General features: G+C 62.8%; 19 protein-coding genes. 4 read left to right on the top strand and 15 right to left on the bottom strand.

The features are described from left to right. Positions 1-41 precede the first annotated feature (41 nt). The 7 genes from AC19YY_RS17665 to AC19YY_RS17635 form a co-directional block, all read right to left on the bottom strand. Entirely contained in the window at positions 42-1,052 is a 1,011-nt protein-coding gene (locus tag AC19YY_RS17665; protein WP_169955701.1) for a chemotaxis response regulator protein-glutamate methylesterase, read from the bottom strand. Beyond that, positions 1,049-3,346 carry a hybrid sensor histidine kinase/response regulator gene (locus tag AC19YY_RS17660; RefSeq protein ID WP_170058317.1) on the bottom strand — a complete coding sequence of 766 codons (2,298 nt, stop codon included), beginning with the start codon at positions 3,344-3,346 and terminating at the stop codon, positions 1,049-1,051. The genes AC19YY_RS17665 and AC19YY_RS17660 overlap by 4 nt, the downstream gene beginning before the upstream one ends. Then, positions 3,343-4,041 (bottom strand): chemotaxis protein CheW, encoded by a 699-nt coding sequence (locus AC19YY_RS17655; protein ID WP_169955699.1) that lies wholly within the window; start codon positions 4,039-4,041, stop codon positions 3,343-3,345. The genes AC19YY_RS17660 and AC19YY_RS17655 overlap by 4 nt, the downstream gene beginning before the upstream one ends. Next, the gene (locus tag AC19YY_RS17650; protein WP_170058316.1) at positions 4,038-5,303 is read right to left on the bottom strand and encodes a CheR family methyltransferase; all 1,266 of its coding nucleotides are present in this window, start codon (positions 5,301-5,303) and stop codon (positions 4,038-4,040) included. The genes AC19YY_RS17655 and AC19YY_RS17650 overlap by 4 nt, the downstream gene beginning before the upstream one ends. Continuing rightward, a complete protein-coding gene (locus AC19YY_RS17645; RefSeq protein WP_169955697.1) occupies positions 5,303-5,824 on the bottom strand; it encodes a chemotaxis protein CheW in 522 nt (173 codons plus the stop codon). The genes AC19YY_RS17650 and AC19YY_RS17645 overlap by 1 nt, the downstream gene beginning before the upstream one ends. Next, the gene (locus tag AC19YY_RS17640) at positions 5,824-7,446 is read right to left on the bottom strand and encodes a methyl-accepting chemotaxis protein (RefSeq protein WP_500604596.1); all 1,623 of its coding nucleotides are present in this window, start codon (positions 7,444-7,446) and stop codon (positions 5,824-5,826) included. Before AC19YY_RS17640 ends, AC19YY_RS17645 begins: the two co-directional genes overlap by 1 nt. 147 nt (positions 7,447-7,593) lie before the next feature. Beyond that, a complete protein-coding gene (locus AC19YY_RS17635; RefSeq protein ID WP_169955695.1) occupies positions 7,594-8,304 on the bottom strand; it encodes a tellurite resistance TerB family protein in 711 nt (236 codons plus the stop codon). A 1,115-nt stretch (positions 8,305-9,419) separates the two neighbouring features. On the opposite strand from AC19YY_RS17635, the gene AC19YY_RS17630 reads away from it, so the two are divergent. Next, complete coding sequence (locus AC19YY_RS17630; RefSeq protein WP_169955694.1) at positions 9,420-11,045, top strand: glucan biosynthesis protein D; 1,626 nt, start codon at positions 9,420-9,422, stop codon at positions 11,043-11,045. A 45-nt stretch (positions 11,046-11,090) separates the two neighbouring features. Here AC19YY_RS17630 and AC19YY_RS17625 read toward each other — a convergent pair whose 3' ends face one another. From AC19YY_RS17625 to AC19YY_RS17605, 5 genes are all read right to left on the bottom strand, one after another. Beyond that, positions 11,091-11,276 (bottom strand): hypothetical protein, encoded by a 186-nt coding sequence (locus AC19YY_RS17625; protein WP_170058315.1) that lies wholly within the window; start codon positions 11,274-11,276, stop codon positions 11,091-11,093. Between the two features lie 246 nt (positions 11,277-11,522). After that, the gene (locus tag AC19YY_RS17620; RefSeq protein ID WP_500604595.1) at positions 11,523-12,056 is read right to left on the bottom strand and encodes a GNAT family N-acetyltransferase; all 534 of its coding nucleotides are present in this window, start codon (positions 12,054-12,056) and stop codon (positions 11,523-11,525) included. A gap of 105 nt (positions 12,057-12,161) precedes the next feature. Next, positions 12,162-13,268 (bottom strand): NADH:flavin oxidoreductase/NADH oxidase, encoded by a 1,107-nt coding sequence (locus AC19YY_RS17615; protein ID WP_169955691.1) that lies wholly within the window; start codon positions 13,266-13,268, stop codon positions 12,162-12,164. A 170-nt stretch (positions 13,269-13,438) separates the two neighbouring features. After that, positions 13,439-15,148, bottom strand: a complete 1,710-nt coding sequence (gene recJ / locus AC19YY_RS17610) for a single-stranded-DNA-specific exonuclease RecJ (RefSeq protein WP_169955690.1) — start codon at positions 15,146-15,148, stop codon at positions 13,439-13,441. 172 nt (positions 15,149-15,320) lie between these two features. Continuing rightward, positions 15,321-15,863, bottom strand: coding sequence for a YaeQ family protein (locus AC19YY_RS17605; protein WP_057438005.1), 543 nt, complete (start codon positions 15,861-15,863; stop codon positions 15,321-15,323). Between the two features lie 147 nt (positions 15,864-16,010). Between AC19YY_RS17605 and AC19YY_RS17600 the strand changes: the two genes are divergently transcribed. Together AC19YY_RS17600 and AC19YY_RS17595 are read left to right on the top strand one after the other, a co-directional pair. Then, complete coding sequence (locus tag AC19YY_RS17600; RefSeq protein ID WP_169955689.1) at positions 16,011-17,210, top strand: CaiB/BaiF CoA transferase family protein; 1,200 nt, start codon at positions 16,011-16,013, stop codon at positions 17,208-17,210. A gap of 25 nt (positions 17,211-17,235) precedes the next feature. Further along, on the top strand, positions 17,236-18,120 hold the full coding sequence (locus AC19YY_RS17595) for a TIGR02285 family protein (protein WP_432755122.1): 885 nt from the start codon (positions 17,236-17,238) through the stop codon (positions 18,118-18,120). 170 nt (positions 18,121-18,290) lie between these two features. On the opposite strand, the gene AC19YY_RS17590 is transcribed toward AC19YY_RS17595, so the two are convergent. Next, the gene (locus AC19YY_RS17590; RefSeq protein ID WP_169955687.1) at positions 18,291-18,575 is read right to left on the bottom strand and encodes a DUF3509 domain-containing protein; all 285 of its coding nucleotides are present in this window, start codon (positions 18,573-18,575) and stop codon (positions 18,291-18,293) included. 193 nt (positions 18,576-18,768) lie between these two features. Between AC19YY_RS17590 and AC19YY_RS17585 the strand changes: the two genes are divergently transcribed. Next, the gene (locus AC19YY_RS17585; protein ID WP_169955686.1) at positions 18,769-19,431 is read left to right on the top strand and encodes a response regulator; all 663 of its coding nucleotides are present in this window, start codon (positions 18,769-18,771) and stop codon (positions 19,429-19,431) included. A gap of 27 nt (positions 19,432-19,458) precedes the next feature. Here the strand turns inward: AC19YY_RS17585 and AC19YY_RS17580 are convergent, their stop codons facing one another. Continuing rightward, positions 19,459-20,688 (bottom strand): EAL domain-containing response regulator, encoded by a 1,230-nt coding sequence (locus AC19YY_RS17580; protein WP_169955685.1) that lies wholly within the window; start codon positions 20,686-20,688, stop codon positions 19,459-19,461. 72 nt (positions 20,689-20,760) lie between these two features. Then, complete coding sequence (locus tag AC19YY_RS17575) at positions 20,761-24,303, bottom strand: transporter substrate-binding domain-containing protein (RefSeq protein WP_172314945.1); 3,543 nt, start codon at positions 24,301-24,303, stop codon at positions 20,761-20,763. Between the last annotated feature and the right edge of the window lie 163 nt (positions 24,304-24,466).

Below are 24,466 nucleotides of genomic sequence, written 5' to 3'. Positions count from 1 at the left end.
CTGAATTACTACGTGCAGGCCAGGACAGCGAGTTATATCGGTCATTTTGCGAATACCTCCAGCAATCGTGGCGCAATTCTGTCCAATGGGCGAATCTCAACAGCGGCATCAATCGCCGCTGCCGCTTTGGGCATGCCGTAAACCGCACAGCTCTGCTGATCCTGAGCGATGGTCAGATAGCCCTGCTGACGCATCAATTTGAGTCCCTGGGCTCCGTCGCGTCCCATGCCGGTCAGCAAGACGCCGACGGCATCGCCGTTCCAATGGCTGGCGACGCTCTCGAAAAACACGTCGATGGACGGCCGATAAATCTCGTTCACGGGCTCCGCCGTGTAGGCCAGCGTGCCGTTTTTCAGCAGCCGGATATGATGATTGGTGCCGGCCAGCAACACCACGCCGCTTTGCGGCGGCTCCCCTTCACGCGCCAGGCGCACCGGCAGGCCCGAGGCGCTGCTCAGCCACTCGGCCATGCCGGCGGCGAACACCTGGTCCACATGCTGCACCAGCACAATGGCTGCGGCAAAGTCCCGAGGCAAGCCCTTGAGCAGGGTTTCCAGCGCCGCCGGGCCACCGGCCGAAGAGCCGATCGCCACCAGGCTCTGGCGCTTGCCCGTCCCTCGCGGATGCACAGGTTCGGCGCGCACCCGGCTGCCGCGCTGGCCGATCAGCCAGCCGATATTGAGGATCTTGCGCAACAGGGGCGCGGCCGCCTCCTTGGCATCGCCAACCCCCAGGGCCGGGGTGTCCACCACGTCCAGGGCGCCATGGCCCATGGCTTCGAACACGCGGCTGACATTCTGCTGGCGATCCACGGTGACGATAACGATAGCGCATGGCGTCTCGGCCATGATCTGCCGGGTCGCCTCGACGCCATCCATCACCGGCATGATCAAGTCCATCAGGATCAGGTCCGGCGTCAGCTCGGCGCAGCGCTGCACCGCTTCCAGGCCATTGGTGGCCACCCACACCACTTCGTGGGCCGGCTCGAAGCTCAAGGCCCGGCGCAAGGCCTCGACCGCCAGGGGCATGTCATTGACGATGGCGATCTTCATGCCCGGGCGCCTCCAATCAGTTCTACCACTGCATCGAGCAGGGCATCGTCATGGAAACTGGCCTTGGCCAGGTAATAGTCGGCGCCGGCATCCAGGCCGCGACGCCGGTCTTCTTCGCGATCCTTGTAGGACACCACCATCACCGGCAGCGACTGCAGGCGAGTGTCTCGGCGCAAAAGTGTGACCAATTCAATACCGTCCATGCGAGGCATATCAATGTCAGTGATCAGCAGGTCGAAGTCTTCGGAACGCAGAGCATTCCAGCCATCCATGCCATCGACGGCGACCGCCACGTCATATCCACGATTAAGTAATAGCTTGCGCTGCAGTTCGCGCACGGTCAGTGAGTCATCCACCACCAGAATGCGCTTGCGTGCAGCCTCCACGGTTTGCTGCGCGCGGCGGGCAATGCGCTCCAGGCGACCGGTATTGAGCAGCTTGTCCACCGAGCGCAGCATGTCCTCGACATCGACGATCAGCACCACCGAGCCGTCGTCCAGCAGCGCGCCGGCAGAAATATCCTGCACCTTGCCCAGGCGATCATCCAGCGGCAACACCACCAGGGTGCGTTCGCCGATAAAGCGCTCCACGGCAATCCCGTACACCGCATCGCGCTCGCGGATCACCACGACCTTGAGGGTGTCCTGGTTGGCCTGCCCGGGCGGGCGCTGCAATAGCTGGCTGGCCGCGACCAGGCCGACATGCCGGCCTTCGTGCCAGAAATGCTGGCGGCCTTCCAACTGTACGATTTCGTCAGGTTCCAGGTCGCACATGCGTTCGATGTGGGCCAGGGGAAAGGCGTAGGCTTCTTCGCCAACTTCCACCACCAGGCTGCGCACCACCGACAAGGTCAGCGGCACTTCCAGATGGAAGCGGCTGCCCTGCCCCGCCGTCTGTTCCAGCACCACCGCACCACGCAGTTGGCGGACCATGTGCTGCACCGCATCCAGGCCGACGCCGCGCCCGGAGACTTCGGTCACCTTGTCGCGCAGGCTGAAGCCCGGCAGGAACAGGAAGGTCAGCAATTCCTCTTCGCTCAGGCGCAAGGCGGTTTCCAGCGGCGACAGATTGCGCTCGACAATACTGCCGCGCAGGCGCTCCAGATCGACGCCGTTGCCGTCATCGCTCAACTCCAGCACCAGCAGGCCAGCCTGGTGCGAAGCGCGCAGGCGGATCAGGCCCTCGGCCGGCTTGCCCGCCAGCAGGCGCTGCTCGGGCATTTCGATGCCGTGATCGACGGCATTGCGCAACAAATGGGTCAGCGGCGCCTCGAGTTTTTCCAGCACATCGCGGTCGACCTGGGTCTTCTCGCCTTCGATTTCCAGGCGTACCTGCTTGCCCAGGCTGCGGCCCAGGTCACGCACCATGCGCGCCTGCCCCGCCAGCACATCGGCAAACGGGCGCATGCGGCACGCCAGCGCCGTGTCATATAGCACCTGGGCACGTTGCCCGGCCTGCCAGCCGAACTCATCGAGCTCGGCGGTCTTTTCCGCCAGCAGCAACTGCGCTTCGCTCAACAGGCGGCGGGCATCGGCCAGGGCTTCCTGGGCTTCGAGGTTCAGGTCGACCGTCTTGAGCTGGCCGTCGAGGTTGTCCAGGGCCCGGGCGCCGTTGCTCTGGATGCGCTTGAGGCGTTGTAGGCTGGACAGGTACGGCTTGAGCCGCTGGGTTTCCACTAGGGATTTGCTGGACAGGTCCAACAGGCTGTTCAAGCGCTCGGCCGTGACCCGCAACACGCGCTCGCCGCCTTCGGTCATGCGTTTGTTCTGGCGCGGCGTATCACTGCTGACGGGCGGCGCGGCCTCCGGTTCCGGGGGCAATAGCAGTGACTCTTCAAGGGGCGGCAACGGCTGTGCAGGCGGCGCAGTCACAGGCGGCGGTGCAACCACTTTGGCCGCGGGTTGCGACGGATCCAGCAAGCGCTCCATCAGCGCCACATACGCCTGGATATCGGCCGGGCCCACGCTGTTGCCCGGTGTGGCGATGCGCATCAGCAGGTCGGTGCCCTGCAACAACGCGTCGATATGTTCGGGTTGCAGGTACAACCGGCTTTCCTGGGCGCTGACCAGGCAGTCTTCCATCACGTGGGCCACGCTGACGCCAGCGTCGACCCCGACAATCCGCGCCGCGCCCTTGAGCGAATGCGCCGCGCGCATGCAGGCTTCGAGCTGGTCGGCCTGGGTCGGGTTGCGCTCCAGGGCCAGCAAGCCGGCACTCAGGACCTGGGTCTGGGCATCGGCTTCCAGGCTGAACAGTTCCAGCAGCGAGGCGTCGCGCATCTGGTCGGGGGTCATGACAGGCTCCGGGTCACGGCAGACAGCAATTGCGCCTCGTCCAGCCAGCGCAGGCTGCGGCCCTTGAACTGCAACACACCCTGGGTGTAGCGCGCACTGGCCTGGGTGCCGGACGCAGACGCCGCTTTGAGGGTGCGCTCATCGATGGCATGAATGCCATCCACTTCATCCACCGGCACCACCACCGGGCCGTCCTGCGCGGCGATGATCAACATGCGCGGCATGATCCGCCCGCCGCTGGGGCCGCCGCCCGTGCTGTCGAGCCCGAGCAGTTCCACCAGGGACAGGCAGGCCACCAGCGCGCCGCGCACATTGGCGACCCCGAGCAGCGCCCGCGAGCGCTGGTGGGGCAAGGAATGGATCGGCTGCAGCGGCGCCACTTCCACCAGGCAACGGGTGGCGATGCCCATCCACTCCTCGCCCAGGCGGAACATCAGCAACGACCGGGTGGCCACCTCATCGTCCGCCTGCGCGGCGGCGGCATGCCGATGGTCTTCCTGCTGCAGGGCATAACGATCAAGCAGGCGGGTGGCGGCAGCGGAATACACTGCACAGTTGCGGCAGTGGATGTGCTCGGCCAGCAACGGGCAGGATTTATCGCCGTGGATCCCGATGCGGTTCCAGCAATCGTCGATGGCCTGGGTATCGGCCACCGTCAGGTCCAGGTCGGTGTCCGGGAGTGCGGAGCTACTCATCGTTTAGGCTCACTGTCGGCGGCTCGCTCGCTACGGGCAGCACGGGCTTGCAAGCGCCGCGCCCCCGCCGTATCGCCCTGGGATTCCAGCAGCGCGGCCAGGTGCATCAAGGCCTGCGGATGCTGGGGCTCCAGGTACAAGGCTTTTCGATAATACCCCTGGGCTTCCAGGGCGCTACCCGCTACATCGCTGAGCAGGCCCAGCCAATAGAACACCTGGGCCGCCGGTGGATGGTTTTGCAGGTAGCGCTCGCAGGCCGCACGGGCCTCAAGGCTTTTGCCTTCATTGGCCAGGGTTGCGATCTGCCCGAGCAGCTGCGCCGCATCCGAGTGCACGGGTGCCGGCTTGGTCGGCAGCACCGGCGCGGCGAATGCCCTGAATGGCCGGGGTTTACTCGCAATCGGCGCGGCGCTGCGCTGGGGCACCGGAGGCGGTGTCGGGGTGAAGACCGGTTCGGGTGTGGTTTGGGCATGACGACTGAAGGCAAACGACTGCGGCACCCCAATCGAACGCATGCCCAGGCGCCCCAGCAGGCTACCTTCGGCCGGGCCGATAAACAGCACACCGTCGACATGGGTCAGGCCCTTGAGCACTTCAAACACCTGCTTCTGGGTCGGCTGGTCGAAATAGATCAACAGGTTGCGGCAAAACACAAAGTCATAGGTCGGCTCGTTGGCCAGCAACTGCGGATCCAGCAGGTTGCCCACTTGCAGGCGCACCTGTTCACGCACCCGATCAGCGACGCGGTAGCCGTCATCTTCGGCGCTGAAATGCCGCTCACGAAACTCGATGTCCTGGCCACGAAAGGAATTCTTGCCATACACCCCACGCCGCGCCCGTTCCACCGACAGCGGGCTGACGTCCATGCCCTGCACCTTGAACTGGTGGGGCGAAAGGCCCGCATCGAGCAGGGCCATGGCGATGGAATAGGGCTCCTCGCCAGTGGAGCACGGCAGGCTGAGGATACGCAGGGCGCGCATGTGCTTGATCTCGCCCAGTCGCGTGACGGCCAGCCGCGCCAGGGTGGCGAAGGATTCGGGGTAACGGAAAAACCAGGTCTCGGGGACGATGACCGCTTCGATCAACGCCTGTTGTTCTTCGCTGCTGGTTTGCAGGCGCTGCCAGTATTGATCGGCGCTCAGCCCCTGCAATGCCTGGCTGCGCTGGCGCACGGCGCGCTCGATAATCGCTTCGCCCACCGAGGCGACATCCAGGCCGATACGCTCCTTGAGGAAGTCGAAAAAGCGTTGGTCACTGCTCATCACGCCTCCCCAACAGTCAGGTCGGGGGCAAACAGCAGGGCGCGGACCTCGGCGGTGAGCAGGTCGGCGACGCCAATCCACTGTGTCAGGCCCCGTTCGTCTTCGCGCACCGGGCCCAGGTACGGCGCCTGGCGATTGTCCAGGCCGTAGGGTTGGAAATCCGCCGGATCGCAGCGCAGGGTGTCAGTCGCCTGTTCGAGGATCAGCCCCAGCCAGCGCGGCTCCAGCCACGCCTCTGGGCGATAGTTGACCAACACCAGCCGCGTGCTGGTACGGGCTTGGGCCGGTGTACCAAAGGTCAGGGCACTGAGGTCGATCACTGGCACCATGTTGGCGCGATGGGCGAAAATCCCGGCGACCCACACCGGCGCATGGGCGATGGGCTTGAGCGGCAGGCGCGGCAACACCTCGGCCACTTCCGTGGCCTTGAGGGCGTAGCGCTCGCTGCCGATATGAAACACCAGGAACAAGGCTTTTCTGGCTGCCGTCACCGCGCCGCGTTTAGCCGCTGGATCACTCATCAGACTTTAAAACGCGACACGCCGCTGCGCAGACCCACCGCAACCTGGCTCAATTCATCAATGGCAAAGCTGGCCTGGCGCAGGGACTCCACGGTCTGGCTGCTGGCATCGCCCAACTGCACCAAGGCATGGTTGATCTGCTCGGCACCGGTGGCCTGGGCCTGCATGCCCTCGTTGACCATCAGCACGCGCGGCGCCAGGGCCTGCACCTGATGGATGATCTGCGACAGTTGCTCGCCCACTTGCTGCACTTCGAACATGCCGCGCCGGACCTCTTCGGAGAACTTGTCCATGCCCATCACACCGGCCGATACCGCCGATTGGATCTCGCGCACCATCTGCTCGATATCGTAGGTGGCCACGGCAGTCTGGTCGGCCAGGCGCCGCACTTCAGTAGCGACCACGGCAAAGCCGCGCCCGTATTCACCGGCCTTCTCGGCCTCGATGGCGGCGTTGAGGGACAGCAGGTTGGTCTGGTCGGCCACCTTGACGATGGTCACCACCACTTGGTTGATGTTGCCGGCCTTCTCGTTGAGGATCGCCAGCTTGGCGTTGACCAGGTCCGCGGCGCCCATCACCGAGTGCATGGTTTCTTCCATGCGGGCCAGGCCCTGCTGGCCGGAACCGGCGGCCACCGAGGCCTGGTCCGCGGCGGTGGACACTTCGGTCATGGTGCGCACCAGGTCCTTGGACGTGGCGGCAATTTCCCGCGAGGTAGCACCGATTTCGGTGGTGGTGGCCGCCGTTTCGGTGGCTGTGGCCTGTTGCTGCTTGGAGGTGGCGGCAATCTCGGTCACCGAGGTGGTGACCTGCACCGACGAACGCTGGGCCTGGGAGACCAGGGCGGTCAGCTCGGTCATCATGTCGTTGAAGCCAGTCTCGACGGCGCCGAACTCGTCCTTGCGCTCCAGGTTCAGGCGCTTGCTCAAATCACCGGTGCGCATGGTTTCGAGGATGTCGACGATGCGTTTCATCGGCGCCATGATCGCGCGCATCAGCACCAGCCCGCACAGGCCGGCGGCAAGGATCGCGAGGAGCAGCGACACGCCCATACTGATTTTCGCGGCAGCTACGGCGTCATCGATGGCCGCAGTGGCTTTATCGGCCACCTGCTTGTTCTCGTTGATGATGTCATTGAGCTTCATGCGCCCTGCGGTCCAGGCCGGGGTCAGTTGCTCGTCGAACATTTTGACCGCCTCGGCTTCCTTGTTGGCCTGGTGCAGTTCCAGGACCTGGGCCAGCACCTGGTTGTACTTCTGGTGCAGGGCTTCGAAGGTGTCGAACTCGGTACGATCCTGGTCGATATTGATCGTATTGGCGTAACTGGCCATATGCTGCTCCAGCCGCGCCTCGAATGCCTTGTAATCCTGCTTATCGGCGTCGGAAATGCCCTGGTGCTCACGCAGCCCGATCAGTTCCTGGGTCTGCAGGTAGCTGTCGACCCAGGCGCTGCGGATCATCGAGCTGAAAAACACCCCCGGTACGGCGTCGTCGCGTACCGAGTTTTCGCTCGTTTCGATCTTCAGCAACCGTGAGTACGAGACCACAACCATCAGCAGCATGATGGCGATAATGACCGCAAAGCTCGCCAATATGCGTTGGCGCAAGGTCCAGTTCTTCACAGTATTTCCTCGAGGGCCGATCAAATGCCGGGGAGTATAGCTGAGGCCGTGCCATCATTTATCAATGGGTTGTGGGCCAAGTCTCAAGGAATACAAAAACACCCCGCAACCTGGATGGCGGCGGGGTGTTTTTCTCTACCGGGCGGGTCAGAGCGTGGCTTGGCGCACCTGTTTTTCCAGCTCGGTCTTCAGGCCCGGCTCCAGCTTGAGCTGGCGGGCCAGTTCGTCGAGGTAGGACTTCTCCATGAAGTTTTCCTCGTCCACCAGCATGACGCTGGCGATGTACATTTCGGCGGCCATTTCCGGGGTGCTGGCGGCGCGCGCTACATCGCTGGGGTCCAGGGGTTTGTTGAGCTCGGCATGCAGCCAGTGTTGCAGCTCCTGGTCGTTGTCCAGCTTGACGAACTCGCCTTCGATCAAGGCGCGCTCGCGCTCATCGACATGGCCATCGGCCTTGGCGGCGGCTACCAACGCCTTGAGAATGGCCTGGCTATGCAGTTCGACCTGGGCCGGTGGCAGGCGGTCGAGGGTCTGCGGCTCGCCTTTGGGCGCACCGGCCTGTTGTGCCTGCCAGTTGCCGTAGGCCTTGTAGGCGATCACGCCGAGTGCTGCAAGGCCGCCATAAGTGAGGGCTTTACCGCCAAAGTTGCGGGCTTTTTTGTTGCCCAGCAGCAGGCCCATGGCCCCGGCCGCCAACGCCCCACCACCTGCGCCGCCCAGCAGGCTGCCGAGCCCGCCACCGCCGAGCAGGCCGCCCAGGGCGCCTTTGTCATCACCTTTACGTTGACCGCCAGCCTTGTTTTGCAACATGTCCTGGCCGGACTTGAGCAACTGATCAAGCAATCCACGGGTATTCATTCATAGCCTCCAGAGACTTGGGTTCATAGGTTTAATAGGCCGTCAGCGTAAAACTAAGTGCCAATATTCCTGGATATAGAGTGCTTCCAGATGTAACTCAACTGCGATGGTTTTGGGTCGGTGTGTATATCCATTGCTGCGGTCTGGGCCGCTATTGGTTCCGCTCTTACAGCGGGTCACTTTTGGAAAAGAGCCCGGAGTGCCGGCCCAGCCAAAAGTAACCAAAAGGGCTCTTGCCCCACCACTCGGCACCTCGCCCAGGCTCGGTGTGCCCGTCATCCGACATTGATTTGGGGGGCCGCCGCGATGGGCCATCCATGGCCCAGCGCGGCTAAACCGGCGTCCTGCCGGTTTACCCCCCAAATCAATATCGGATGACGGCCAGCGTGGTTTAACGGGGCGCCTAAGATCAAAAGCAAAGCGAGGCGGCCTGACAGCCGACCTGATCGTCGAGGCGTGCGCGGACTCTGTAGGAGCTGGCTTGCCTGCGATGGCGGTGTATCAGCCAATACATTTATCGACTGATACACCGCCATCGCGGGCAAGCCCGCTCCTACAGGGGAATGCAGCTTCGCGCTCTATCTCTGCTGTTGCTGTTGCTCTGCTTTTGATCTGGCTTTTGATCTTAAGCGCCCCGTTAAACCACGATGGCCGCAGGCAGGTATTGCGCAGTGGGCACCCCGGCATGGATGCCGGGGTAGACGCGACACGGCCATGGATGGCCGATCGCGGCGGGCCCACGGAGCAATGCCTGACTGCGGGCATGCCGAGCCTAGGCGAGGCACCGAGTGGTGGGGCAAAAGCGCTTTGGTTACTTTCGCGCTCTTCGAAAGTGACCCGCCGTAAGGGCGGAACCAATAGCGGCCCTGAACGCAGCAATGGATATACACACCGACCCAAAGCCATCCCCAGCAACCTCCCCTGCTGACACGTCTTGTTTCATATGCAACGCCATCATCCCGCTATCAATCAATTTTCCTTCCCTACCGAACCCCTTAAGCTATCTGGCATCTGTTTAATGTCCGTTGCGTTTGGCCGAAGGCATGTCCGAACCGTTATTTCTGATCCAGCACGCGCCAGGAACGGCACGGGATTGCTCACCACAGGTTGTATTTATGCACCGCAGGAATTTGCTCAAAGCGTCTATGGCCATCGCGGCCTACACCGGGCTGTCGGCCAGTGGCCTGCTGGCCGCCCAGGCCTGGGCCGGGAATCGTGCAGCCGATGGCGACGCCAAGGCGTTCGACTTCGACTGGCTCAAGCTGCAAGCCAAGCAACTGGCCGGCAAACAGTATCAGGACACCCGCCAGGTGCTGCCGCCGACCCTGGCGACCATGACCCCGCAGAATTTCAATGCCATTGGCTACGACGGCAATCATTCGCTGTGGAAAGATCTCAAAGGCCAGTTGGACGTGCAGTTTTTCCACGTCGGCATGGGTTTCAAGACCCCGGTGCGCATGCACAGTGTCGACCCCAAGACCCGCCAGGCGCGGGAGGTGCATTTCCGTCCGTCGCTGTTCAACTATGAAAAAACCACGGTCGATACCAAGCAGCTCAAGGGCGACCTGGGTTTTTCCGGCTTCAAGCTGTTCAAGGCCCCGGAACTGGACCGCCACGACGTGGTGTCTTTCCTCGGCGCCAGCTATTTCCGCGCGGTGGATAACACAGGCCAGTACGGCCTTTCGGCACGCGGCCTGGCCATCGACACCTACGCCGACAAACGCGAAGAATTCCCCGATTTCACCCAGTTCTGGTTCGAGACGCCGGACAAGGACAGCACCCGTTTCGTGGTCTACGCCCTGCTCGACTCGCCGAGCGCCACCGGTGCCTATCGCTTCGATATCGACTGCCAGGCCACCCAGGTGGTGATGGCCATCGACGCCCATATCAACGCACGCACCGCGATCCAGCAGATGGGCATCGCGCCGATGACCAGCATGTTCAGTTGCGGCACCCATGAGCGGCGCATGTGCGACACCATCCACCCGCAGATCCACGACTCCGATCGCCTGGCGATGTGGCGCGGCAACGGCGAGTGGATCTGCCGCCCGCTGAACAACCCGGCCACCCTGCAATTCAATGCCTTCGCCGATAAAGACCCGAAAGGTTTCGGCCTGGTGCAGACCGACCATGAGTTCGCCAGTTACCAGGACACCGTCGACTGGTACAGCAAGCGCCCAAGCCTGTGGGTGGAACCGACCACCGCGTGGGGCGAAGGCTCCGTCGACCTGTTGGAGATTCCTACCACCGGCGAGACCATGGACAACATCGTCGCCTTCTGGACCCCGAAAAAACCGGTGGCCGCCGGCGACTCCCTGAACTTTGGCTACAAGCTCTATTGGAGCGCCCTGCCCCCGGTCAGCACGCCGCTGGCGCAAGTCAACGCGACCCGTTCCGGCATGGGCGGCTTCACCGAAGGCTGGGCACCGGGTGAGCATTACCCACCGGTCTGGGCTCGTCGTTTTGCCGTGGACTTCAAGGGCGGCGGCCTCGACCGCCTGCCCGCTGGCACCGGGATCGAGCCGGTGGTCACCTGCTCCCATGGCGAAGTAAAAGACTTCAGCGTGCTGGTGCTGGATGACATCAAGGGCTACCGCATCCTCTTCGACTGGTACCCGACCAGCGACAGCGTGGAGCCGGTGGAGATGCGCCTGTTCATTCGCACCAATGACCGTACCTTGAGTGAAACCTGGTTGTACCAGTACTTCCCACCCGCACCGGACAAGCGCAAGTACAGCTGATGCCAGGCGTTCCCACGCTCATGGCGTGGGAACGCCCCTGCCGGTTCAAAAGCGCGAAATACTCTTCATCGCGCCAATCAGATAACGCATCGCAACCTGATCGTTTTCCGTCAAGGCCCGGTACTGCTCCAGCAGTTGCGTCTCGTCCGAGCTCAGCCGGCGGCCATGCAATGACAGCTTGCGCCTGAAAAAAAGCGTCAGAACCCCTGCTACACCAATGCACTTGGTCATGGAATGTTTCTCCGTGTAGTAAACAACAACTCCTGATGCCCATAACCCTGCCCGCGAAGTGCAATGCCTCAGCGAGCAAACAGACTGACTTCCTGGGCCAGAAGCCGCCTTACTTCAAGCGTAGAAACTATCCTGGCGCGTGTGAGATTTTTTTAGAGTATTCACTTAAATAATTGCCTTGAGGCAAAAGACCTTCAGAAAATCCTCACGCACCGACCGCCGTGTACGCGCCTGATGCCGGACAGATCAGGGCAGCAGGCGATACAAGTGGATGTCATTGGGTTCCCGGTGGTACAGCTCGCTGTCGGGCTGCTTGAGCAAACGACAGCCGTGATGCAGATAAAAATCCACGGTGTTACGCGACTCGGTGGCCGAGATATACAGCGCCTGCGCACCCAGCGTTACCCCGTGCGCGCAGGCCAGCGCCAGCAGCCGCCCGCCCAGCCCATGCCCTCGGCCACTGTGGCTGACATGCAGGAACTTGAGCTGATGCATACGCAGGCCCTGGTTATGGATCACCCGGTTATCCACCACCGCTGCCGCCAGCAGCGTCGGGCCAGCAAACACCCCATGCAACCACCCGCCGCGCAGCCAGCAGGCATGCAGCTCCAGGGCATCCTGCTCGGCTTCGCCTTCGGGCCAGCCGCGCATGTCGTGGTGAGCGGCGTAGAGCACCAACTCGCCGTGTTCCAGGCGATAGCACTCATCAATCAGCTCAGTACGGTCAATCAACGCCAGCAGGGGAATGTCGCTTTCATTCAAATCACGTTCCACCAGCATCTTGGCCTCCAGCGTCCAGGACGCTCAGGATCGCTACTCCCCCGGCGACAGGCAAGAAAAAACCCACCGTGATCAGCGGTGGGTCTGGGTGATGAATGTAAAAAATCAGTCGCGCAAGTCAGACTCATGGATCGGCTGGTCGCGGTGGGTAGCCCGCTGGTATTGCGCCGGCCAGATCGCCTTACGCCCGCCCAGGTCGTCATCGGCGTGCAATGGCCAGTACGGGTCACGCAGCAGTTCGCGGGCAAGGAAGATGATGTCGGCCTGGCAGGTGCGCAGAATATGCTCGGCCTGGGCCGGCTCGGTAATCATGCCAACCGTGCCCGTGGCCATGCCGGACTCCTTGCGCACACGCTCGGCAAAGCGCGTTTGATAACCCGGCCCGATGGGGATTTCGGCATTGGCGGCGGTGCCACCGGAGGACACGTCGATCAGGTCCACACCCAGGTCTTTGAGGCGGCGTGCCAGTTCCACGGTTTCGTCGGGGTTCCAGCCGTCCTCCACCCAGTCGGTGGCCGAGACGCGTACAAACAGCGGCAGCTCTTGCGGCCACACATCGCGCACTGCCTGGGTGACTTGCAACACCAGGCGGATACGGTTTTCAAAGGATCCGCCGTATTGATCCTGGCGCTGATTGCTCAAGGGCGAGAGAAATTGATGCAACAGATAACCATGGGCGGCATGGATTTCCACCACTTGGAAGCCGGCGGTCAGGGCACGCTTGGCGGCGGCCACGAAGTCGGCGATCACTTGCTGGATTTGCCCTTCGTCCAACTGCCGGGGCGCGGTGTGCTGCGGGTCGAAGGCGATGGGCGACGGACCTACCGGCACCCAACCACCGTCTGCGGGCTTGACGCTGCCGTGCTTGCCGATCCATGGCCGATGGGTACTGGCCTTGCGCCCGGCGTGGGCCAGTTGGATCCCCGCCACCGCGCCCTGGGCGCGGATAAAGCGGGTGATACGCTGCAGCGGCTCAATCTGGGCATCGTTCCACAGGCCCAGGTCCTGGGCGGTGATGCGGCCATCGGCAGTGACGGCGGTGGCTTCGCTGAAAATCAGCCCGGCGCCGCCAACGGCACGGCTGCCCAAGTGCACCAGGTGCCAGTCATTGGCCAGGCCATCGACGGCGGAGTACTGGCACATCGGCGACACGGCAATGCGGTTGAGCAGGGTCAACTGGCGCAGGGTATAGGGTTCAAGCAACAGACTCATGGGGCACCTCTTCTCGTATCCGGTGGGCATTGGCTCCAGGGTTCTGTCTGACCGGTGCGGGTGACGAAAAGATGAAAGGCCCGTCCCCTTCGGGCTAAAAAACAGACAAGGTCACAAGACCAATCACACAGTGCTTAGAGACTAGTCGACAACCGGGGATTGCACAGGGTTCAGCGTGGTTCGATGTGGGCAATCATCAGCTGCACGGTTTCCTGGCCACGGAATTCATTGACGTCCAGCTTGTAGGCCAGCTCCACCCAGCGAATGGTCGGGTTCGGCCACACTTCGCGGTCGATGCCAAAGGCAATGCCATCGAGCTTTACCGCGCCACACTCACTCTTGAGCACCACCTTGAGGTGACGCTCGCCCACCACCCGTTGCTCCACCAGTTGAAACACCCCGTGAAACAGCGGCTCGGGAAAATGCTGGCCCCAGGGCCCGGCGTTGCGCAGGGCGCGGGCCAGCTCCAGGTGGAACTCTTCCACCGCCAAGGTGCCATCGGACAGCAAGCGCCCGGTGAGGTCTTCTTCACGCAGTTGTCGGCGCACTTCGGCGTCGAAGGCTTCGGCGAACAACGGGAAGTTGGCTTCAGGCAAGGTCAGGCCCGCCGCCATGGCGTGGCCGCCGTATTTGGCGATCAGGTTCGGGTGCTGGCTGGCCACCACCGCCAGGGCATCACGGATATGAAAGCCCGGCACCGAGCGCCCGGAGCCCTTGAGCAGGCCATCACCGGCGTCGGCAAAGGCGATGGTGGGGCGGAAATAGCGCTCTTTCATACGCGACGCGAGGATCCCGATCACACCCTGGTGCCACTCCGGGTCGAACAGGCACAGGCCAAACGGCATCGAGTCCAGCGGCAAGTCCTTGAGCTGGGCCAGGGCTTCGCGCTGCATGCCCTGCTCGATGGCCTTACGGTCCTGGTTCATGCCATCCAGTTGCGCGGCCATTTCCCGGGCCTGGGCGAAGTCGCTGGTGAGCAGGCATTCGATGCCCAGGCTCATGTCATCCAGGCGCCCGGCCGCATTGAGCCGTGGACCGAGGATAAAGCCCAGGTCGGTGGAGGTGATGCGTGTGTGGTCGCGCTTGGCCACTTCCAGGATCGCCTTGATGCCTGGCCGCGCACGCCCGGCGCGAATCCGCTCCAGGCCCTGGTAGACCAGGATGCGGTTGTTGGCATCCAGCGGCACCACGTCGGCCACGCTGCCCAGGGCTACCAGGTCGAGCAACTCGCCGATATTGGGCTGCGGCTGCTTGTCGTACCAGCCCAGGCTGCGCAGGCGCGCACGCAAGGCCATCAGCACATAGAAGATCACCCCGACGCCCGCCAGGGCCTTGCTGGGGAACCCGCAACCGGGCTGGTTCGGGTTGACGATGGCATCGGCCGCCGGCAGTTCATCACCGGGCAAGTGGTGGTCGGTGACCAGCACCTTGAGCCCTGCCGCCTTCGCCGCCGCCACGCCTTCGACACTGGAGATGCCGTTGTCCACGGTGATCAGCAACTGTGGCTCGCGCTGCAAGGCCACGGCGACGATTTCCGGGGTCAGGCCGTAGCCGTATTCGAAGCGGTTGGGCACCAGGTAATCCACATGCGCCGCCCCGAGCAAGCGCAGGCCCAGGGTGCCCACGGTGCTGGCGGTGGCGCCATCGGCGTCGAAGTCACCGACGATCAGGATGCGCTGGCGCTGCTCCAGGGCCGTCACCAGCAAGTCCACGGCGGCATCGATCCCTTTGAGCTGCTGATAGGGAATCAGCCGCGCCAGGCTTTTATCCAGTTCATCCTGCGAAGTCACGCCACGGGCGGCGTAGAGACGGGTCAGCAACGGAGGCAATTCACCGAGGAACGGCAGGACGGCGGGCAATGGGCGGGGATCGATGCGCATGGGGTGATGGGGGCTTCTGTGCAATACAACGGTTAAAAAACACTACCAGGAACGACGAACATCAAATGTGGGAGCGGGCTTGCCCGCGATAGCGGTGGATCAGTTAAAGATAAGCCGACTGACACATCGCAATCGCGGGCAAGCCCGCTCCCACACAAGCCAGCCTACAGGGTCAGCCGCGTTCGCCAACCAGCCACTGCAGCTGCACTTCGTGCTGGCCGCGGTCGTCGGTGACGAAGATCGTGCCTTCGCTGATCATCACATCCCACTTGATCACCCGTGGCATGTCCTTGGCCAGAGTTTCCAGGATTTCCTGGGGCACCGCAGCGATATGCACGTTTTTCAGGTTGTTGGCCACCGGCACCACTTTGCCTTCCCACACCCGCAGGCTGCCGTAGGCCAGCAGGCTGGTCCGTTCGGTGCGGCGTGAGCACCAGGTCAGGCGGTCGGCATCGGGCTGGCCGACTTCGATCCAGTGCAAAACCCGATCATCCAGGCTTTTTTCCCACAAGGCTGGTTCGTCCACATCTGACAGTCCGCGACCAAACGACAACTGCTCGTTGTACCAAAGGGCGTAGGCCAGCAAACGCACGGTCATGCGTTCTTCGGTTTCCGAGGGGTGACGGGCGATGGTTTGCTTGACGCTCTCGTACACCGAACGATCGAGGTCGGTCAGGTTGAGTTCAAACTTGTAGGTCGTGGACGGCTGGGCCATGAACGGACTTCTAGAGACAGGGAAAGGCGGCCAGTCTAACCGATGGCGGGCTCATTCAACGAATCCTGCGCTGCATCATCCTTATCCCTGCACCGCTCGCCTATGTTAAAAGGCAATACAAACCTTCCTGCGCTAGTAAGGATCCTCATGTCGTTTACCGCCAAACCGCTTGCCGGCCTGAAAGTCATCGAACTGGGCACCCTGATTGCCGGCCCGTTCGCCTCGCGCATCTGCGCCGAGTTCGGCGCCCAGGTGATCAAGGTCGAATCCCCCGACGGCGGCGACCCGCTGCGCAAATGGCGCAAGCTGTATGAAGGCACATCGCTGTGGTGGTTTGTCCAGGCGCGCAATAAACAGTCCCTGACCCTGAACCTCAAGCACCCCGATGGCCTGGCGATCCTCAAGCAATTGCTGGCAGACGCCGACATCCTGATCGAAAATTTTCGCCCTGGCGTCCTGGAAAAACTTGGCCTGGACTGGGACACCCTGCACGCCCTCAACCCCAAGCTGGTGATGGTGCGGCTCTCGGGCTTTGGCCAGACCGGGCCGATGAAGGATCAACCGGGCTTCGGCGCGGTCGGTGAATCCATGGGGGGCCTGCGCTACATCACCGGTTTCGAGGACCGCCCGCCGGTGCGCACGGGGATCTCCATCGGCGACTCCATCGCGGCGCTGTGGGCAGTGATCGGCGCACTGATGGCCCTGCGCCATCGCGAGGTCAACGGTGGTCTCGGCCAGGTAGTGGATGTGGCGCTGTATGAAGCGATCTTCGCGATGATGGAAAGCATGATCCCCGAGTTCGATGTGTTCGGGTTTATCCGCGAGCGTACCGGCAACATCATGCCGGGCATCACCCCGTCGTCGATCCATACCACCGCCGATGGCAAGCATGTGCAGATTGGCGCCAATGGCGATGCAATCTTCAAGCGCTTCATGCTGACCATTGGCCGGGAGGACCTGGCCAATGACCCGCAACTGGCCAGCAACGATGGCCGCGATACCCGGCGCGACGAGTTGTACGGCGTGATCGACCGCTGGGTCAACAGCTTGCCACTGGAACAGGTGGTGGAGCAGTTGAACCTGGCCCAAGTGCCTGCCAGCCGGATCTATAGCGCCGAAGATATGCTGGGCGACCCGCAATTCCTGGCCCGGGAAATGTTCCTCAAGGCCCAGTTGCCCGACGGCAAGGATTTCAAGATGCCCGGCATCGTACCCAAGCTTTCCGACACCCCAGGCAGTTGCGAGTGGGTCGGGCCGCAGTTGGGCGAGCACAATGCCGTGATCCTGCAAACTCTGGGCTACGACAGCAGCGCCGTGGCCCGCTTGCGCAAGGATGGCGCGATCTGATGCCGCTCGGAGCATGCGCAAGATAATGGCCGGCCGTTTCATCATGGCGCTGCGGCGCCTATGGCTCATCGCCCCGCTGCTTGGGATGTGGCCGCTATCCGGCCAGGCACAGGACACCTTGACCTGGCTGGTGCGCGACCTGCCGCCGATGACCATTTTCGATGGTCCGCAAAAGGGCCAGGGCAGCGTCGATAAACTGCTACCGTTGTTGATCGAGCGCCTGCCGCAGTATCGCCACCAGATCCTGCACGTTAACCGCGCCCGTGGCATGCAAATGCTCAATGCGCCCTCCTTCACCTGCGATCCATCGCTGGTATGGACACCCGCGCGAGCCAGGAACATTGTCTTTTCCACACCGGCGTTTGCCGTGTTGAGCAATGGCATCGCGATTCGCCGTAACCGACAGGACGCCCTGGCAAGCTATGTGGTTGAGGGCCAGTTCGACCTGGCAAGGTTTCTTGATGCGCGACAGACACGTCTTGGGATCGTCGCCGAGCGTAGCTACGGCCCCGGGATTGACGAACAGTTGATCCACGCCGACCCACTCGAACTGGCCCCACACTACGGCAACGATGCCCTGGGCAGTTTGCTGCAGATGCAGCGCCTGGGGCGGCTGGAAGCCGTGTTGGGCTACTGGACGGAAATCCGCTATCAGGCAGCGCAACAGGATATTGACCCACAAGACCTGATGTTCTATCCGATCAAGGGCACGACGCGCTATCAACGGATCCATATCGGCTGCTCGAACACCCCGCAGGGGCGCCAGGCCATTAGCCATATCAACCGCGAATTGCAGAATATTCCCCAGGCGGCGCTACTTGAGTCCTACGCCAACAGGCTGGACCCGCTGATGCGCGAGCAATACCTCAAAGACAACCCGAGGTTTTTCAGCGAAACACCGCCGCCCTGATAAATTTTTGGCAAAAAGAAACCCCGAGCAGTGGGGAGACAACTCGGGGTTAAACGTGGCCTACAAAGACCAGTACAACAAGCTACAAGCACCGGAGCACAATGCTTGATCCTGCTGTTACAAGGTCTGACTCGCCTTCCTGTAGGAAGGTTCCAAAGATAAAAATTTCTTCATGCCTGGGCGGGAGCGCGCGCCTGGGCGGCGTTGCGCAAGGCCGCGATCACCGAAGGTTCCAGGCGCCCTTCGGCGATTTTCAGGTCGCGATGGAGGCAGTCCACCACGTCCACCAGGGCTCGCTTGTCGGTCAGTTGTGCGCGATCCACTTCGCGTTCGACCATGATCGCGCCCGTCGGGCTCTTCACCGTCACCAGGCATTCGCCGTGTACACCCGAGGCAGTCAGCGTGACCTGATAAGGGCTCAGCGCTTCGCCGAGCAATAGGCTGATACTTTCCATCTCGATCACCACTCAATCATGAGAAAAATAAATAACCACTGTAGGAGCACGCTCGCTCCTACAGGTAAGTGACCTACGCCAAAAGCACAAAGTTCGCCCTTGAGCTGAGCTTATCGAGCATGCATGGCAAATATGACAGAGAGAAAACAGCCGCCGACAGGCTAGAATCCCCTGATTATTGCCGGAGTCCACCGTGAGAGACGCGTCTGAACTGCCCCTGCGCATTGTCATAGCCGACGATCATCCGATTTTCCTGATCGGTTTGCGCGCAGTGCTGGAGCGCGACGCCCAGGTGCGCATCGTCGGTGAGGCCAACTCGCCCCAGGCCCTGGCCGCCCTGCTGCAAGACCGCCCCTGCGATGTACTGGTCACCGACTTCATGATGCCCGCCGAACCCCAGGCCGACGGCCTGCGCCTGATCGAACACCTGCGCCGGCATTACCCCGACCTGCCCATAGTGGTGGTGACCATGCTCAACAATGCGGGGCTGTTTCACTCGATCCTGGAACTGGGGGTCATGGGCCTGTTGAGCAAGGCCAGCCTGGCCGACGAGTTGCCCGAAGCTATCGACCAGGTGCGCCAGCAGCGGCCCTATGTGGCGCGTACCATTGAGCAGGCGCTGGCCCTGGCCGGCGCCGTGGGGGCTGATCGCCTGCATTCGCAGGACCAGCTATCCCCCCGGGAACTGGAAGTGATCCGCCTACTGGCGGGGGGTAAGACGGTGGGCGAGATTGCCGCGCACCTCAATCGCAGCAAGCAGACGGTCAGCACACAGAAGGTCAGTGCCATGCGCAAACTGGGGCTGATCAGTGATGCTGCGCTGTTTATCTACGTGCAGGAACATGGGCTGGCCTAGATTGTGTAGGCACCGGCAAGCCAACGCCTACAGGGCTATCGCGGCGGACTGGGCGAGCCAGTGTTGCAACATCTGGGCACTCATCGGATGGGCAATCAGGCAACCCTGCAGCCAGGCCGGCCCCAGCGCGCGCACGGCGTCGCGGTCGCCGGGGGTTTCGATTCCGGTCACGACCACGCCGACGCCCAGGTGCTGGGCCATGCTCATGGCCCCGGCAACCACCGCGCATTTGCGCTCGTCACCCGCCATCCCACTGGCAAATACCGGGGGAATCTTCAGCTCGGTGAACGGCAACTCCAGCAAACGCTGCAAGCTGGTTCCGCCGATGCCGAAATCACCAATCGACAACTTGCAGCCGATCATCCGCAGGCGCAGCAAACCGGTGACATGGGCGCTGTCGGTCTTCAGGCGCGAGGTTTCCACTAGCTCCAGGGTCAGGTTGCGCGCGGGTACGGCAAAGCGTTGCAGCAGGCCTTGCAGCGTAAGCGCGAAATGCTCCTGCTCCAGCAGCCGCCCGGGAATGTTGACCGATACCGGCAGTTCCCGACCTGTGTCCCGGGTCACCTGGGCGCAAAGACGCAACACCTGATCCAGCACGTACCAGGTAAAGGCCTGTTCTAGCCCCGCCAACTCCAGCAGCGGCAGAAACTCGCTGGGCATCAACTGGCCATGCTCCGGGTCTTGCCAGCGGGCCAATGCCTCCACGCCTTGCAGATCGCCGGCCTGGTTGACAATGGGCTGGTAGCAGACACTGGCGTAACGCTCGATGGCCGCCTCGCCGACCTCGGCGCAGAGTTTCTCGGTCGCGAATTCACTAACCCCCAGCATCTGGTGCACGCGCTCCCAGGACAATGCGTGCGGGCTAGGCCGCAAGCGTTGCCGGCAGGCATCGAGCATTTGCCCGATGGCCGTGGCAGAAGCCGGTTTGGGCATGCACCCCAATACGTTGAGCCCCGCCTGGCGCGCCATGCTCGCCACGCCTTCGAGCACATCGGGATCGGCATCGCTCAACAGGACCAGCACCTGGGCCTGGCTCTGCTCGGCCATTTCACGAATCAGCCCCAGTGAGTCGCCATGCTCCAGGTACAGATCGCAGATGGCGATATCCACCGGCCCCTTGCTCGCCAGCGACTGGCGGGCGACCTCGACGCTTTCGGCCGTCAGCACGTTGAACACGCCGTTGGCGTTGAGCATCTGGTGCAGGGCCATCAGCTGGAACGGGTGATCTTCGAGAATCAGGACTTTGAGTGAGCGCATGGAAAACTCTGAGGCTGCGTGCAAGATGCTGCACATTAGCCAAAACTGCGACAAGACCCCATAGGACGCGTCCTATTCTTGCCTGTTCAGATATGGCCGGATTTGCTCCTGCAACACCCGTATGGCCACGCAAACATTTTGCCAGCGCTGCGCCAACTCATCCTCACGGTACTCGCGCGCACTGCTTTCCAGGGCAATACAGGCCTTGGCCAATGGCAGCGCATCCACCAGGCAACAAATACCCTTGAGGCGGTGCAGGCTGGCCCGCAACTGCGCCAAGTCGTGTTCGGCCATGGCGTGGCCCAACAGGTGGTGCTCGTGCTCAAGGTTATTGGCCAACTCCTGCAACATGCTTTGCAGGATCGGACCGTCGGCCTGGGTCATCTTGCGCAGGGCCTGCAGGTCGAAGGCAGGCACCGCCGTGACCCGGGCCAGCACCTGGTTCCACTGCTCCAGGGTCACCGGCTTGACCAGCAGCGCATCCATGCCCGCCCGCTGGCCGCGCTGGCCCTCGTCTTCCTGGGCATCGGCGGTGCAACCGACCAACGCACAGCGCGGGCGCTGCTCCTGGGCCTCTATCTGGCGAATGGCCTCGGCCAGGGCAAAACCGGACATGCCCGGCATATGACAATCGGTCACCAGCACATCGAACGCCTCGCTGCGCCAGCGCTGCAACGCCGCCTCGGCACTGTGCACGGCCACCACCTGGTGCCCGAGGAACTGCAACTGCTGGGCCAGCACCAGGCGGTTGGCCGACAGGTCGTCGACAATCAACACCGACAATGCCCGATCTGCCGGCAGCAAAGACGCTGCGGCCACCGGCGCGGGCAGGTCGTCACTGCCGACCCGGTCCAGGCGCAGGTCGATACACACGGTGGTGCCTTCGCCCAGGACGCTGTGCAGGGTGATTTGCCCGCCCATCAAGTCCACCAGTTGTTGGCAGATGCTCAAGCCCAAGCCGGTACCGCCATGTTCGGCTGCCGTCAGCGGGCTGCCCTGGATAAACGGCTTGAACACCCGCGCCTGCTGGTCGACGCCGATACCGGGGCCCGTGTCCTCGACGCACAGGTGCAAGTATTCATGCCCCTCGCCATCCAACTGGCAGGCGACACGCACGCGCACTTCTCCGTGCTGCGTGAACTTGAGCGCATTGCCCAAAAGGTTATGCATGACCTGGCGCAGGCGCAGCGGGTCGAACCAGTAAAAGCCTTGCGCCTGGGGATCGAAAGCCAGGGTCAGGTGTAGGCCCTTTTTCTGCGCCGTGGCTTCAAACAGCCGCTGGATGCCCTCGAAGAACCCTTTCAGGTCGGTGGTCTGTGGCGCCAGTTGCAGGTGGCCGGCTTCGATCTTCGCCAGGTCCAGGCTATCGCCCATCAAGGCAATCAACTCCCGCGCCGAACGATGGGCCACCTGCAGCGCCTCGGAGACGGGTGCGCCCGAGGCCAGGGCGCGTTCCTGCTCCAGTTCCAGCAGGCCGATAATCGCCGTCATCGGCGTGCGGATCTCATGGCTGAGGTTCGACACAAAGGCACTCTTGGCGAAGTTCGCTTCATCGGCGGCGCGCCGCGCATCCATCAACTGGGTTTCCAGGACCTTGCGCTCGTTGATGTCGACCCAACCGCCGAGCAGCCCCTGCAACTGGCCCTGGGCATCATAAAACGGCACGGTCCATTGATAGACATGGGCGATGCCGCCATTGAACTCCAGCTGGCGGTCGATAAACAGCGACTGCTGCGTGGCCAGTTGCTCCATGTGCCCGGTATGCAGGCGCAAGGCCGTGGCGGCGGGCAGCACTGCGCTCTGCGGCAGGGTCAGGCCGCGAATCTGGTCAAGCCGGGTGGCCAACTGTTGTTCATAGCTTTTGTTGCAGGTGACCAGGCGGCCAGCGAGGTCGCGCACAAATACCGGGTTGGGGATACCGTCGAGCAAGGCCCGCTTGAAGGCCAACTGGTCATTGAGCCGCCGCTCGGCCTCGACGCGCTGGCGGATCTGGCGCTTGAGCCGGCTGTTCCAGACCAGCGACACCAGCACAAACAGCAGCGCCGTGGCGACCGTCCAGTAGGCCCACGATGGCACACGCTGCCAAGCCGGCACCGGCACCGCCACCGCGCCCATCCAGCGCAGGCGCAGGGCACTCAACTCGGCCACCGGCAAGGCTTCCAGGGCCTTGTTCAAAATACTCAGCAGCTCGGGGTGGTCCTTGCGCACCGCCAGGCTGTCACTGGACCACTTGCCATCGACGCTGCGACCGGCACGCAATTCATCGGCCGGGTAGCTCTGCACTTCCACTTCACTCTGGATGGTCGCGGCGGCGTCTCCCCGGGCCACCAGGGCGCGGGCCTCGGTGTAGTTGGGCACCAGGCGCAGGCGGATCGTCGGGTATTCGCGGCGGATATAAGCCTCCAACACATGCCGCGCGGGCAGCGCCAAGACCCTGCCCGAGAGCTGGCGCAGGTTGATCACCGGCGGTGCATCGGCCCGCTCGACGAACACCCAGCCGGCGCCGCCAAACCCATGGCTGAAATCCAGAAAGCGCCGGCGCTCGGTGTTTTCCACCAGGGTGGTACTCATGTCCGCCGCGTGGTTTTCCAAGAGCTCAAGGGTTTGTGCGGTGGAAAACACTTCCTCGAGGACGAACTGCAAACCGGTCATGCGCGACAGGCGATTAAGCAGATCCACGTTCAGCCCGACCCAGCGGCCGTCCTTGTCCTTGAATACATACGGCGAATATTGCTGGGCCGCCACCAGCACCTGGGGATGGCGCAGCATCCAGGCCTGCTCGGCGGCGGTCAGGGGGATGCGCTCACCGTCAACGTCCACCCCCAGGCCGGTGGTCCAGCGGGCGAGGATTTCGCGGCGGACCGAGTCATCGATGCTGTGCAGCGCGCGGTCCAGCATGCGGCCCAACAAGGGGTCGGCCTGGCGCGTGGCGAAGGCAAAGCCAATCGGCGCCAGACGGCTCTGCTCCTTGATCTGCATACCCAGGTAAGGCCGCAGGGACTTGTAGGCGCGCACGATCACTTCATTGCCGATAAACGCATCCACATCGCCCTGGGCCAAGGCCTCCAGGCCGCTGTAGAGGTTGGGCGCGAGCATGATATGGCTTTGCGGGTACGCCGCATGCACGTTCTTGACGTTGGCGTAACCATCAAGCAACACAACTTTCTTGCCCTTGAGGTCGTCTTGCATGGCCTCGTCAGTGCGCACCACCACCACTGAACGGTCCGGCATATAGTCCGGGGTAAAGGCCAGGCCAGGCACATCCCGCTCGTAGCCGTTGGCACTGGTGAGGATATCGATAGCCCCGCTGCGCAACGCTTCCACGGCCTGGGCCCGCTCGGCAAAACCCATCACTTGCATCGGCACGCCAAGCCGCGCGCCCACCAGGCTCAGGTAGTCGGCGCTGATGCCCTGGTAGCGATTGTGATCACGGGTGATATCGATGGGTTGGTAATCATCGATGGAGATCCCCACTTTCAAGCTGGGATGCTGCGCCAGCCATTGCTGCTCGGCGGGTGCCAGGGGCATGGGCGCCAGGGTGATAAACGCCGGCACCAGGTTGAACGGCAGGCTGACGGCGGCCAGGCTTGCAGGCAGATGACCGAGCAAGAGCATGCTCAGGAGGCACTGGCGCCATCGGGTCGTGAACCGCACCGTGGGGGTTTCCTTGTTGGTTATTGCGCACACAGCATAGCCTTACACCAAGCGACACCCCCTGTGGGAGCGGGCTTGCTCGCGATTGCGGCGGGTCAGCCAGCACATACTGCGCCTGGCACAC

This window comes from Pseudomonas sp. MF09156, assembly GCF_059862305.1.
This window is presented reverse-complemented; position numbering and strand designations above follow the sequence as displayed.

Bases quoted from the DNA above. Each gene is read 5' to 3' on its own strand.
- AC19YY_RS17635 (WP_169955695.1), bottom strand. From the start codon at position 8,304: ATGAATACCCGTGGATTGCTTGATCAGTTGCTCAAGTCCGGCCAGGAC.
- AC19YY_RS17660 (WP_170058317.1), bottom strand. From the start codon at position 3,346: ATGACCCCCGACCAGATGCGCGACGCCTCGCTGCTGGAACTGTTCAGC.
- AC19YY_RS17625 (WP_170058315.1), bottom strand. From the start codon at position 11,276: ATGACCAAGTGCATTGGTGTAGCAGGGGTTCTGACGCTTTTTTTCAGG.
- AC19YY_RS17650 (WP_170058316.1), bottom strand. From the start codon at position 5,303: ATGAGCAGTGACCAACGCTTTTTCGACTTCCTCAAGGAGCGTATCGGC.
- AC19YY_RS17605 (WP_057438005.1), bottom strand. From the start codon at position 15,863: ATGGCCCAGCCGTCCACGACCTACAAGTTTGAACTCAACCTGACCGAC.
- AC19YY_RS17595 (WP_432755122.1), top strand. From the start codon at position 17,236: ATGGCCGGCCGTTTCATCATGGCGCTGCGGCGCCTATGGCTCATCGCC.
- AC19YY_RS17615 (WP_169955691.1), bottom strand. From the start codon at position 13,268: ATGAGTCTGTTGCTTGAACCCTATACCCTGCGCCAGTTGACCCTGCTC.
- AC19YY_RS17665 (WP_169955701.1), bottom strand. From the start codon at position 1,052: ATGAAGATCGCCATCGTCAATGACATGCCCCTGGCGGTCGAGGCCTTG.
- AC19YY_RS17575 (WP_172314945.1), bottom strand. From the start codon at position 24,303: ATGCTCTTGCTCGGTCATCTGCCTGCAAGCCTGGCCGCCGTCAGCCTG.
- AC19YY_RS17580 (WP_169955685.1), bottom strand. From the start codon at position 20,688: ATGCGCTCACTCAAAGTCCTGATTCTCGAAGATCACCCGTTCCAGCTG.
- recJ (WP_169955690.1), bottom strand. From the start codon at position 15,148: ATGCGCATCGATCCCCGCCCATTGCCCGCCGTCCTGCCGTTCCTCGGT.
- AC19YY_RS17655 (WP_169955699.1), bottom strand. From the start codon at position 4,041: ATGAGTAGCTCCGCACTCCCGGACACCGACCTGGACCTGACGGTGGCC.
- AC19YY_RS17600 (WP_169955689.1), top strand. From the start codon at position 16,011: ATGTCGTTTACCGCCAAACCGCTTGCCGGCCTGAAAGTCATCGAACTG.
- AC19YY_RS17630 (WP_169955694.1), top strand. From the start codon at position 9,420: ATGCACCGCAGGAATTTGCTCAAAGCGTCTATGGCCATCGCGGCCTAC.
- AC19YY_RS17620 (WP_500604595.1), bottom strand. From the start codon at position 12,056: ATGCTGGTGGAACGTGATTTGAATGAAAGCGACATTCCCCTGCTGGCG.
- AC19YY_RS17645 (WP_169955697.1), bottom strand. From the start codon at position 5,824: ATGAGTGATCCAGCGGCTAAACGCGGCGCGGTGACGGCAGCCAGAAAA.
- AC19YY_RS17590 (WP_169955687.1), bottom strand. From the start codon at position 18,575: ATGGAAAGTATCAGCCTATTGCTCGGCGAAGCGCTGAGCCCTTATCAG.